The 12,254-nt window shown below is 64.0% G+C and carries 11 protein-coding genes and 1 tRNA gene; 5 read left to right on the top strand and 7 right to left on the bottom strand.

Annotation, left to right across the window (positions count from 1 at the left end; all coding sequences use genetic code 11):
* Positions 1–3: 3 nt before the first annotated feature.
* Positions 4–879: a helix-turn-helix transcriptional regulator gene (locus EV192_RS17625; RefSeq protein WP_341770868.1), complete on the bottom strand. Its 876-nt coding sequence runs from the start codon at positions 877–879 to the stop codon at positions 4–6.
* A gap of 203 nt (positions 880–1,082) precedes the next feature.
* Here EV192_RS17625 and EV192_RS17630 point away from each other — a divergent pair.
* Positions 1,083–1,166: transfer RNA gene (locus tag EV192_RS17630), tRNA-Leu, on the top strand.
* On the opposite strand, the gene EV192_RS17635 is transcribed toward EV192_RS17630, so the two are convergent.
* From EV192_RS17635 to EV192_RS17655, 5 genes are all read right to left on the bottom strand, one after another.
* A complete protein-coding gene (locus EV192_RS17635; RefSeq protein ID WP_132116505.1) occupies positions 1,148–2,905 on the bottom strand; it encodes a recombinase family protein in 1,758 nt (585 codons plus the stop codon). The two genes, EV192_RS17630 and EV192_RS17635, sit on opposite strands and share 19 nt — an antisense overlap.
* Before the next feature lie 150 nt (positions 2,906–3,055).
* The gene (locus EV192_RS17640) at positions 3,056–4,885 is read right to left on the bottom strand and encodes a cell division protein FtsK (RefSeq protein WP_424923362.1); all 1,830 of its coding nucleotides are present in this window, start codon (positions 4,883–4,885) and stop codon (positions 3,056–3,058) included.
* A 254-nt stretch (positions 4,886–5,139) separates the two neighbouring features.
* The gene (locus EV192_RS17645; RefSeq protein WP_132116507.1) at positions 5,140–5,757 is read right to left on the bottom strand and encodes a hypothetical protein; all 618 of its coding nucleotides are present in this window, start codon (positions 5,755–5,757) and stop codon (positions 5,140–5,142) included.
* Positions 5,754–6,083 (bottom strand): hypothetical protein, encoded by a 330-nt coding sequence (locus EV192_RS17650; protein ID WP_132116509.1) that lies wholly within the window; start codon positions 6,081–6,083, stop codon positions 5,754–5,756. Before EV192_RS17650 ends, EV192_RS17645 begins: the two co-directional genes overlap by 4 nt.
* Positions 6,080–6,424: a WhiB family transcriptional regulator gene (locus EV192_RS17655; RefSeq protein ID WP_243726899.1), complete on the bottom strand. Its 345-nt coding sequence runs from the start codon at positions 6,422–6,424 to the stop codon at positions 6,080–6,082. Before EV192_RS17655 ends, EV192_RS17650 begins: the two co-directional genes overlap by 4 nt.
* 367 nt (positions 6,425–6,791) lie before the next feature.
* Here EV192_RS17655 and EV192_RS17665 point away from each other — a divergent pair, with 367 nt between their 5' ends.
* The 3 genes from EV192_RS17665 (at position 6,792) to EV192_RS17675 (ending at position 9,214) form a co-directional block, all read left to right on the top strand.
* Positions 6,792–7,175 (top strand): helix-turn-helix domain-containing protein, encoded by a 384-nt coding sequence (locus EV192_RS17665; RefSeq protein ID WP_132116513.1) that lies wholly within the window; start codon positions 6,792–6,794, stop codon positions 7,173–7,175.
* A 132-nt stretch (positions 7,176–7,307) separates the two neighbouring features.
* A complete protein-coding gene (locus EV192_RS17670) occupies positions 7,308–8,864 on the top strand; it encodes a transcriptional regulator (RefSeq protein ID WP_132116515.1) in 1,557 nt (518 codons plus the stop codon).
* On the top strand, positions 8,849–9,214 hold the full coding sequence (locus EV192_RS17675) for a signal peptidase I (RefSeq protein ID WP_424923363.1): 366 nt from the start codon (positions 8,849–8,851) through the stop codon (positions 9,212–9,214). The genes EV192_RS17670 and EV192_RS17675 overlap by 16 nt, the downstream gene beginning before the upstream one ends.
* Here the strand turns inward: EV192_RS17675 and EV192_RS17680 are convergent.
* A complete protein-coding gene (locus EV192_RS17680) occupies positions 9,186–10,601 on the bottom strand; it encodes a transcriptional regulator (protein WP_132116517.1) in 1,416 nt (471 codons plus the stop codon). The two genes, EV192_RS17675 and EV192_RS17680, sit on opposite strands and share 29 nt — an antisense overlap.
* Positions 10,602–11,649: 1,048 nt before the next feature.
* Here EV192_RS17680 and EV192_RS17685 point away from each other — a divergent pair.
* Complete coding sequence (locus tag EV192_RS17685) at positions 11,650–12,141, top strand: hypothetical protein (protein WP_132116519.1); 492 nt, start codon at positions 11,650–11,652, stop codon at positions 12,139–12,141.
* Positions 12,142–12,254 lie beyond the last annotated feature (113 nt).

A 12,254-nucleotide genomic window follows, 5' to 3' on the forward strand; every position in this document is an offset into this window, starting at 1 on the left:
CTTTTATGGTGTATTTCCATTTCCGGCGCGGTCGCCGACCCGCCGGAAGTCGCCCGGACTCAGGCCCGTCTCGCGGCGGAAGAACCGGCAGAAGTACGCCGGGTCGGCGAACCCGGTCCGGTCGGCGACCTGCCGCACAGTCAGGTCGCTGCTCACCAGGAGTCGTTTCGCCTCACGGACACGTGCCTCCCGGATCAGGTGCGACGGCGTCCGTCCAGTGGCGGCCTTGATGGCCTCGGCAAGGTAACCCGGCGTCACCCCCATCCTCGCGGCGCACTCCCGCACGGACCACGACTCGCCCCCTGGCTGCCCAGTGAGCCGCGCGAACTGGTCCACCAACGTCTCCGCCGGCCCCGGCGCTCCCGTGTCCGCCACCCTCGCCATCCGGACAACGAGAACGTGCAGCAAAGCCCGCAGGACCGACTCAACCCCGTCGGCACGCCACCGGTACTCGTCGTAGAGCTCGGTGATGGGACGCAGCAACCCGCCGTCGCATGGCGCCAACGGCCGCCCACTCAACCGCCGCAGCAGATGCCGATCAACCGGGTGGTGCAGGAGAAAGTCATCGGTGAACAGAATGACGAACCCCTCCAACCCCTGCACATCGTCCCACCGGTGAACCTGCCCAGGAGCGACAACGAACACCTGCGGAGGAGCCAACTCCCACCGCGCGACATCGACAACATGCACACCACTACCCGTACTGACATACACGATCTCGTGAAACGTGTGCCGATGCGGAAACTCCGCCCGCGACATCGGACCAATACTGTCGAACGTGCCCACAGTGAACGGCAAACTGTGCGGCAACGGCACCTCCAACCGATGGATAGGCGGCTCCCCACGCCGCGGCCGCAACCCCGGCGTCCCCGCCACCACGGTCGTCCCACGCATCGCCCACCCCACTCACCAGAAGGTCCAGACCAATCCCCACCCTGACACCCCCACCCCAAGATCACCACCACCCAAAGTCGCCCACCCACCACCCCACCCCAAACCCCCAGGTCACCGCCCCACCCAACCCCCGATTTGGGATGATCATCGACCATCGGCTACGCTGTGCGCACTGCGAAAACACACCGGTCCGGGTGGCGGAATGGCAGACGCGCTAGCTTGAGGTGCTAGTGCCCGTAAAGGGCGTGGGGGTTCAAGTCCCCCCTCGGACACACGCACTATTCACCCGTGGAGAGGCCATCACATCGATGGCCTCATTTTCGTTGTCGTACACGATGTCTAGCCGCAGGTCGTCGTAGAGGGTGACCAACTTGTCCGGGTGCTGGTCGGTCAGCGCCAGGGCCACGTCACCGAGCGAATCGATCATGGCCCAGATCTCCGCGTCCGTGGCCGCCGTCGGTGCCGGCGCATTCGCCAGTTCGGCTCTCGCTGCCTCTCGTTGGACCTGAGCCTGGTTCACGACCTCTACCAATGCCGCCGGGTCAATTCCGGCTTCTATGGCCGCCTGGAACCGCCTGAGCTTGGCCTCTGCGTCGTTGACGCGCTTCTGTGCTTGTTCATGAACATTCGATCGAGTGGTTTCCCGCTGCGATTCGATCAGCATCCGTACCGTCCGGTCGACGTTCTCCCGGGCGAACAGACGGCCCAACCACGCATTCACCGCCTCCAAGAGCGGGTCTTCACGGATGTAGACCGTCGGCGGATGTTCAGCCAGCGCCGACGATCCAGGCGCCAACGTCCGTGCCGGGCACCGGTAGTACATGCCGTGCGCGCGTGGACTGGCCTCCATCTTGCGCTTGCACACGCCACACCGAATACGGCCACGGAACAGGTACGTCCGTTTCGTCGTACGCCCAGCCCGTTCCGCCTTCCGGGCGGTCCGCAGGCCACCGGCGCCCTTCGCCCGGCGAAGCAACTGGGCTTGAGTGAAGTCCTCCACCAAGACAATGTCCGGATGTGCCGGACCACGCGAACGCACCACCTTCTCCGGTGTCGCCCGGCGGAACCGGATCACGTGTCCAGCGCTCACGTCATCCGGGTCAAGCAACATCTCCTGCTTGGTCCAGCGACCGAAGATGGCATACCCCGTGTACCGAGGATTCTCCAGAATCGCCCGAACCGTGCTCCCTTGCCAGCCGTCCGCCCGGCGGTGCCGATTCTGCTCCGGCCGCCGCGCCGACGGGCACACGATCCCGTCCAGGTTCAGGCCCTTCGCGATCGCCCGATCACCCTTGCCGTCCAGATACTCCCGGAAGATCCGCCGCACCACATCAGCCGCAACGTCATCGAGCGCCAAGACCCGAAGTCGGAACCCCTCCGCCGCCTTCCTCGGGTTCGGATGCGGTCCACCGTCCACGACCACGTAGCCGTACGGTGCTCGGCCGCCCTGGTGACGCCCCTCGTTGATCACCTGCGTATCCATGGCCGCTCGAACCCGCGCCTGAACGTGCTGACGCTCGGACTCGCTCATCCCACCAAGGACGCTCATCAGCATCTTGTGTGACGGGTTGCGCGAGTCGTACTTCCCGCCCAGCTCCGGAATCCACAAGTCCACTCCGTATGCCTCGAACCTGGGCGCGATCAGCGAGAACTGATTCCCGAACCAACAGCGGGTCCCTTCCCCGACGACTACGGCGTTCCACCGTCGGTTCGGGTCCTTCAGCGCAGCGAGCAGCCGACTGGACTCCGCGCGTCGCTCCCACGGGACCGAACGCGACTGGCCGACGTCGAAGTAGTCGTCGGTCACCTCACCGCCCACTGGTCCGACGAACTTATGAGCGTTGCCGAGCTGCCAGCCGTAGGAGGTCTCCGGGTCCTGGTTGTCCTCGGTTGAGCAACGGCCGTAGAACGCCATCGACCCGGCGCCATCACCGATCTCGCTGGTAGCCACTTCGATGCCCAGTAGTCCGTCCAGCGTCCCCCACGGGTCCTGGCTGATTTCAGCAGTCACGGCAACCCTCTCCAGACGGCCCATCGAGAACCTCAACCGTCGTCAGCTCGGTCAGGATCTCAAGTAGTATGCGCCATCCTCGCGTGGTCAGCACCGGAAGCTCGACCGGCACGTGCACCGTGACCAAGTCGTTCTTTCGTGCATTGCCGCTCATGACGACCCGCCATCAGTCAGGTCGGTCGAGCCGAAATCATCAACCGCCGTTCGGATGTCGGCCGTGACGTACCCGCGCACACGGCGCGGAGTGCCGTCGTCCCCGGGCACGTATTGCCTGGTCGGTCGACATCCCAACTCGCCCATCTGTTGGGCGAACGCGCCTGGCTCCACGTCCAGCGCCTCTACCAGCTCAGCAGTAGGAACGAACTCTCGATTGCCCAGGTCATCGCCGAGATACTCGACAACTGACGCGAGTGGTTCCGGTAGGTCTGGCGAGTCCTCCTCTGTCCCGGAGCCAATGGCCTTGACCACGGCGGACGGGTCAACAGCCGTCGTCGTATCGTCACCGGCCGCATGCCCGGTCAACGTGCCAGCCGTCTCCCGCAGGGCGCGCCCACGTGCGCAGATCTCGCGCCACTCGGGGTTCGGCATGTAGAACGTCCGCACCGTCACGGCCAACACGTCAGCCCCGGCGGTTTCACCGTCCGGCCGCAGGATGCCGACACCCTTGTGACTCGGCAGCAAGGTAGACGCGTCGTACCCACGCGTGTTCATCTGTTCGCCCAGCACGATGTTCGAGTCACGCCAGTCCATCACCCGCAACGCGAACCGCGACCCCAAGACCGCCCGCAACCGGGACGGGATCGTGTTCGAGTCCGGCCGTTGGGTCGCGAGAATGACCACGATCCCGGCCGCCGGTCCCTTCCGAACGAGGTAGGCGAGTAGCTCAGCGATGTAGGCGCCGAGAGTGGTCTTCTTACCCCCAACCTCTTGCCGCGTAGGGTTTTCGAGGAACACCTGTACCTCATCGATGATCACCGCGGTGATCGGCATCCCCAGGTTCGAGTCCCGTGAGATACCAGGCGTGATCTTCGACTCCGGACACGTCTCGTCGTCCAATGTGGCCATCCGCGCATACCGGCTTTGGACCTCTGCCACGAGTTCAATCAGATGATCTCGGACGGCCTCAATGTGCTCCACCTCATCGCCGCACACGAACCGGTAGGCAACCTGCTCAGCCGCATCCCAGTCCTTGCCGCCCTTCCCGTCGAACACATATAGCTGTGTGTACGGATCGAGAATCAAGCCAGCAGTGGCCAACCGAGTGGCGAATGTCTTGCCCTGACGGGGAATCGCACCCACCAACAAGGACGTCCACACCAGCGGAAGATCAATCCGCCGGTTCCGAGCATCCCGTCCGAACGGCACAGGCCGCCACGCATCCCAACACTCCACATCCAACAGCGGCGTCCGCAACGGTGGACCCGCGTACGGGTCCTCATCCGCCACCCACAGGAACACCCGCCCGGCGTGCCCACCCCGGCCACGAACCCGCTCAACGATGAGCTGCACCTCATCCACGGCCAAGGCCGACGCCAACGCATCCCGATGCTTGATCACGTCGTCGGCCTTGCGCGTCGCGGGCAGGTCAACCGTGATCGACCACCCGTCACCCACCCGCGAAGCACGTTCGACCAGCCGAAGTGACTCGTCCTTGCCGATCAGCTTCGCGTCCCGGAACGCATCCACGAGCACCTGGGGGTCCATGGTCCACGTCAGCGTGCGAGGCCCGGCAAGAACGGCCTTCCGACCAGGCGAACCATCCTTCCGTCGGCCAGCGACAGCCAGGACAACAGCCGCCACGCCTCCCGTGATCCACAGAGCCGCCGCGCCGTACACAAGGTCAGCTACGAGCAGCCCCACCGACGCGACCATGAGCGCGGCACCGGTCACCTTCCAGCGAAAGAGCGTCAACGCGCGAATCTCGACGAACTTGTCGGCAAGCTTCTCCGCGTTCTCCGCCGCCTCGCGGTAGTCGGTCACCCGCACCCACCGTCGCCACGCCCTTAGCCCGACAACCAGGCCCCGACCAACCGCACCCATGACCCGGAAGGGCGACCGCAGCAGCCATGCAACCGCGTCCCTCGCAGCCTGCCGCGACCTGAAAGCCTCCGGTACCCGCCGTGAACGCCTCCACCAGTTCATGAAACGCCCGCGCCGACGCCCCGCGATCGCAGGCACGTCCTCAACCAGCTCCGCGTCATAAACCGGCCCGGTCGGCACCACGTCCCGGGGACTCACGATTCCGCCTTCAGCGCCGCAGCCAACTTCGACGACAAGCCCCGCGAACACCCCGTGACCTCACGAACCCACATCGGCGTGACCGCAACATCGGCCGTTCGCGATTTCCGAGCAACCGCCAGGTACTCCACGAAAGACGTCCGCTGTACCGGGGCCGCAGGTACAACCGCCCTTTCTGGCTCGACAGCAGCCGCCGTGGCCTTCCCGAGCTTGTCCCGCAGGTCGGTCACGGCCTCCGCCGCGACGAACACGATCAGCGGAGGCACGGAGTGCAGCACGACCAGAGCAGGCGAACCGGCCGCGTAGGCCGCCCACGTGTTCATGACGTACGTGGCCGCGAGCGTGAACCACTTCGCCGCCCGCACCCATCCGCCAGTCCGAACACCATGCCGCGCGGTGACCTGCTCAGCCCGGAGAATCGCCAGCAGCACCAGCGACACCATCGGGTCGAGCAGCCACGCGGCACACCAGGGCAGCGACCACGGCCGTGAACCGGCCGCCGCGAACCCTTGAACGTTGGTCATCGTGAACGCCAGCCCGAGCAAGATCCCGGTCCAGCACAGCCGGTCGACTTGAGCGGCAACCTGGGCCACTGACTCCGTCCTGCCGTTCATCTCCGACCACCGCCCCGGCGCCGAGGAGCGTCGTACGTGGTGACCGCCAACGCCCGAATCAACGCGTATGCCGCGAACAGAGCAGGCACGCCCAGCACTGCGAGCAGTACCCAGCCGTTCCCGCCACGAGCGATCACGACCCACTGCACGCCGACGATCAGTCCGGCCGTGAACAGCACTCGCCCAGCGAGCGACATCAGCCGTACCTCGGTCCGAGCAGCGTCGGCCGCCGCCCGCCGAGAGCTGGACCGCCAGACGAACAACAGCACGAGGAGCACGCCGACCCCAGCCATGATCTGAATCGGCGTCAAACTGATCGTGGTCATGGCGTCGGACCTCCTTCGGCCCGTTCGCCACGTTGGCACCAGTGCGAGTACAAGCCCCGACGGTCGTCCTCGGACATCGCTCCCCAGACACCTACCGTGTCCAAGCCCGCTGTCCGCAACTCCAGCTCAAGGCATTCGTCCTGGACCGGGCAGCCCGAGCAGAGACGTGCGGCCAACTCACGATCAATCAGGTAGTCGTCCTGCCAGGCCGGCTCGTCCTCGGCCCACTCCCACATGCATGAACCGTCCTGGCGAACGAGCTGCACCAGGTCAGAACGCGGCACCCATCGAAGCCGGTCTAGCCGCCACGCGACGCCGATCAGCCAGAAGTCAGTGGTCACGGCGTACCTCTGGACTGCTGGCCGTCGTCGACCGGCTCACCGAGCAGGCGAACGAGCACCGACGCGGGAATCACCGGTCGACCGTCCCGGCATGTCGCCTGAAGAGTGCCGACTCGGATCCAACGAGAGATCGTGGACGGCTTCACGCCGAGTATCCAGGCGGCCGTCCGAACGGAATACGAAGAAGACAGAGAAGTGCGCATGATGATGGTCCTTAGAAAGGACTGTTGATTTCAACAGTAAATTGATGATTTCAGCGCCAACGAGAGCGCGTTGAAGGAAAGAAGGCACGAGAAACGTCGTGTCACCCCGCGGAATCACGCGGAAGCGCTAATCTCGGCGCCGAAGGCGGAGCGCGGAGGAATACGTGTCGGAAGACTGGACGGCAGTCTCGAAGGTCATCAACGAGCGAGTGAACGAACTCGGATGGCGCCAACGCGAACTCGCGGAACGCTCGAACGTCTCCCAAGCGATCGTCCGCGAGATCCAACACCATGTGGTCGAACGCCGGCGTAGCCCCCGCACCCTGGAATCCCTGTCCACCGCCCTGGGCCTGCACCCGCAACACCTTGAAGCAGTGCTGCGTGGCCGAAAGCCGCCCGAGGTCGACGAACCAGTCACCCGCAGCGAGACGACGTTGTGGTCCCGTTTGGACAGTCTGGAACGCCGCCTGGACGACATCACCGACCGGTTGGACGACCTGAAATCGGATCTCACGACGGTCGTCGAACACGTTCGGAAGAGCCGGTAGTCCGATGTGGTTTCGCTTGTTTTCCATGCCAGTAATTCCACTGCGAAACCCGCGGGGAATCGATGCATGGCCAGTGCGTAACCAGTGCACAAGCAGTGCAGGTCCGACGCACAACGCGACCGAGGAGACCGAATGAGCCTGGTCGACGGCTGGACCGGCCGCAGCGCGTGCGCACTCCAAGCCGCCTTACGCATGAGCAACGAACTGTTCGCCCAACGCCTGGGAATTGCGGTCCGAACAGTCGCATCGTGGCACCAAAAGCCGTCACTACGACCCAAGTCCGAAATCCAGCAGATTCTTGACACAACGCTTGAGCAGGCGTCGGCAGCCGTCAAAGAGCGATTTGCAGCGCTCACCACCGACTCGCCTTCCGGCGAACAGCCGCGCGCCGATGAACGCCTGGACATCGACCCCAACATCACTGCCGCGCTCGACTGGCTTGACCACCACGCCGACCGGCAGCCCGGAGCAAGCCGACGAGACGTCGCGTCCCGGCTTGCCCAGGTCGACCAGCAGGACATCGACGAGCGAGGCATCAGGCGCACACACGTGAATCAACGCCGGGTCGCCCAAGCTCTCGACGAGTACTACCGCGACCGCGACTCAGGCCACGGGCTGTACGGCGCCTCGTACGGCGACGGACGCAAGGTGACCACCAGCGTTCTCACACGGCCGGACTGGTTGGACCTGGACTGCCCGCTCATTGCAACCCACGACCGGTTGGTGCTTGGCACCACGACCGACCACGCCACGCCCCTGGACAGTGAGGCAGCAGGCCACGCGGCCCAGCGTCTGGCCGAATCCCTGGCCTGCAATGTCCGCCTCACAGACATGCCGCTGTATCGCCTGGTGAACATCGACGTTAGTCACGGCAGGCTTGCCGGGTCGGTCGCCGTGACGCACTTCGTGCGGTACGCACTGACCATGGACCTGCTGGAAGGCGAGTTGATCGACGCTCTCGCGACAGACGTCCCACTGTCCCCGGAATCGTTGCCGCTGCGTGCCCACTACCTTCCCGACGTCACCAGCGTCGTCAACGTCTCCAACCGACTGTGTGCAGGCGGCACGCTGGCCCTGTGCGCGATTGCCCGCCCAGCCGATCCGTATCGAGGCCCGGCGGACTACGTTCTCCTGGTGCAGGAACGCTCGGGCCACGTCGTCAACGCGGCGCGTCGTCTTGCCGTCATCCCGAAGGGCTTCCACCAGCCCCTGACCGACTATCGCTCGGACGCCCAGATAGGCGCCACTCTTCGCCGTGAGATGGAAGAGGAGTTCTTCGGCCGCGAAGACATCGACAACACAATCGGCGACCAGCGCCGCGCAGACCCGATGCACCCGAGTCGCCTGTCAGAGCCGATGAAGTGGCTCATGGGCGCTCCGGAACGTCTCGCCATGGAGTGCACAGGGTTCGGCCTGAACCTGGTCAGCGGCAACTTCGAGTTCGCGAGTCTGATAGTGATCAACGATGACGAGTTCTGGACGCGGTTCGGCGGGGACATCGAGGCAAACTGGGAGGCGTCGACACTCCGCCAGTACTCCAGTTTGGACAGTGAACTACTCTCCGAACTGATCGAAGACGACGCCTGGAGCAACGAAGGACTGTTCGCCCTGTTGCAAGGACTCCGACGCCTGCGACAGATAGGCGGAGACCGAGTCAACGTGCCAACGATCGAATGGGAGATGCGCTAGTGGCGGGCAACTGGACCCACGGGAACGCCGCAGACGACACGGGCGGCACTCGCGGCTGGCTCCTCGGCCACTTCATCGACCCGTCCGAAGGCGTCCGGTCAACCAAGGACGTCGAAGTCAAGTGGGGCGTCCACCCGGCCGGCGACAGGCGCCCGGAGTGGACCGCCGACGACCAGCGGACCACCCTCCTACTGCTGGTCGAAGGCAACTTCCGCCTCCACCTCACCGAAAGCGTCATCGACATGCACCGGCAGGGCGACTACGTCATGTGGGGACCGGGCATCGACCACTCCTGGGAAGCCCTCGAACCGTCTGTGGTGATCACCGTCCGCTGGCCGTCGGCGGGCTGATCAACTCCAGCATCGGAAGATCCACACGACTACCGCCGATGTCGCCCAGCCGTCGAAATCCTTGCAGCAGAGCGAACAGCCCTTCGTTGCTCCACGACTCGTCGTGAATTAGGTGGATCAACAACTCACGGTCCAAACTGGAGTAGAGCCGCATCCCCGACGCCTCCCAGTTCGCCTCGATCTCCCCACCGAACCGCGTCCAGAACTCATCATCGTTGATCACGATCAAGCCCGCGAATTCATAGTTGCCGCTCACCAGGTTCAACCCGAACCCTGTGCACTCCAACTTCATCCGCCCCGGTTCCGCCGTGAGCCAGTGCATCGGCGCCGACAATCGGCCGGGATGCATCGGTGCCGCCGCGCGCCGCTCGGCCGTCGTCAGGTCGACCTCAACCCGGCCGAACAACTCGCCCTCCATCTTCCGCAGCATGGTGGCGGAGACCTGGACGTCAGCCCGCGGTTCCATCAAATGCTGATGAAACCCCTTTGGTACCAACGAGAGTCGACGCGCGGCATTGAGAACGTGGCCTGATCGCTCCTGCACGAGCAAGGCATAGTCGCCACTCTCACGCGCGATCGCGCACAAAGCGACCACTCCACCAACGCACAGACGACTGGTCAGGTTGACCACCGATGCCAAGTCCGGCAGATACCGGTCCCGCAGGTCCATACCGGTCAACGGTCCAGCCGTGACTACGTCGCCCAACTCGCCTTCAAGCAGGTCGAGGCCCAACGCGTACTCAGCGAACGACGCTGTGCCGACCGTCCCACTGATCCGCCCTGGCCGGACATCGACGCTCACGAGCCGATAGACCGGAGCATTCGCCATTCGGACACCCATAGCGGCAGCTTCAACGAGCCGATCTATGGCCGGGCCAGCCTCGAAATCACGGCCGGTAGCGGTCGCCGCCGAATAGTCCAGCGCCAGGCGTTCCGTGTCCGTGGTCAGCGGGCAAGCGAGATCAAGCCACATAGGCCTGGTGAGAATGCTCGTCGTCACGTCCACGTTGTCACACCGCAGCCGGTAGGCGTCGTGGCCCGGGACAGACTCCCCGTAGTAGTCCAACAGTGCCTTTGTCATGTCGCTGCGAAGTGCTTCGGTACTCCTGGCCTGACGCTCACGCAGCTCGCCAGCGTCCACCTCCTCCAGTTGAGAGGCGACCTTTCGCCGACTTGTGCCGAACGCCCATCCAGCACGTTCGTCCAACCATCCAAGGGCTTCATCCAGATCAGCGAACGTACGTGAACCGTCTTTCGGCCGTGTTGGACGCGCAGGCGGCGCCAACAACTGATCGATACCCAGGTCGAAGATTTGCTCAAGCAGCCGCGCGGTAGCCGGCCGCACTGGCCCAAGCGGACGACCATGAGGTCCCCGACCAGCCGCCAACCGCTGTAGGTGCCGCGCACTCAATGTCCCTGGCTCGCCGTGCTCGCGAGCGAACGTCTCGGCGAACTCGGCGAACTCCTCAAGCGTCTGCCGCCGTTCCTTGATCCGCTGTTCGAGCACAGTTCGGAACGCACGCATCGTGACCCTCCCATCCGTGTCTCAGGTCGGCCGGTACCCGACAGCGCTGACCACGCGCTGACTAACTCATGATTTCACTGCCCGCAAGGATTCCTGAACCTGTCCCGCCCGTCCCGCTGATCACGCCGTCGGGACACCTGTCCGGGACGCCACAAATGCCCGTCCGACCTGCGGACCCATCGCCAAACACCTCGACATGGACATCCCACGGATCGTGTCCCGCCCTGTCCCCAGGACTCGGCAAAACCCCGGCCGGGAGACAACACCGTCACCGGTTCGGGTGTCCTGTCCCTCAAGTCGTGGCTGTGCCCTACGCGAGTCCTGTATCGCGACTCGCCCCACTGACAGCCTGAATCCAGTCCGAACACGAAGTGCCCCACGTCTCGGACCGTCCGGCGCTCCGCGCTCATCCCGCCGGACTCCACCGCCGTGGCCGGGACGCAGGGGGCGCGTCCCGGCCACGACACCAAACGCCAGGAGTGTGGTCATGTCCGGGGAACAACCGCCGCCCACCCGCCTGCGACCGGTGTGGATAACAAGCGTCCTCGACAACACCGACCACGCTGTAACCGACGACGAGATGATCGCTGGCATGAAATCCCCAGACGGCGCATACCGCGCGATCTGTGGCGCCTCGGTACTGCCAGCATCCATGACCGAGCCTCCACGCGACCAGTGTTTCGTATGTCGAACCAAACTCCGTGCCTTACGACTCCATCGAGAACGGACGACTCACGCTACTCTAACATCTGCACCTCGAAAATTTGGCGGCCTAGTTCGGGTGTTCCGACACCGTCGGCGACCACTATAGGAACTCTATAACCATCCTCACCATCGACCATTCATTAAGTGAGTGATACCGCGTCAAGTCCGCAACGATACTGCCAATACACGAAGGACGATTCGCTAAATGTTCGACAGCACCGCTGACCCTCTTGACGGCAAACCGTGCGCCGACTGCGGCGTTCCACTACAGAGCTTTGAACTTGCCAGAAGATCTGGCTACGACCCCAACGGGCCACTATGGCAACCCACAATCCTTACTCGCCTGTTCGGGTTCACAACCAGTATTGACATACACGTCTACGATGTGGCTCAAGAGGACACAGATGGACTCGGCGCCGCCATCGCTGCCGGTTACACTAAGAACAATGATCTCCGCGGCCTCATTTTCCTCGCCAAAGATCTCGACTACAACTTGCGAGTTGACATCCTTGCATTCGCATTCGCCATATACATCGCCGACACAACTCGGTTTCTCGCCAGCCCCCTTAGTTACATCGCCGTTGGGCGAGAACGCAGCAAACCTGCTCGTCAAGGTCCGGGGCATCTCGCCTGGCACATACTCTGGTCCTGTGGTCGCAAGACATCATCAGCTACTTTTGATCTGGAGTTTTTCTAGGCGGTGCATGGAAGTCAACTGGTTACAGGCTGGCGGCGCTCAACAAAGCCAACTGAAATGACTCAACGTGCAAGGTCAGCACGCCGATGAGCGACAGCGCAAGAGGCATCGTG

This window comes from Actinocrispum wychmicini (genome assembly GCF_004345645.1).
GTDB lineage: Bacteria > Actinomycetota > Actinomycetes > Mycobacteriales > Pseudonocardiaceae > Kibdelosporangium > Kibdelosporangium wychmicini.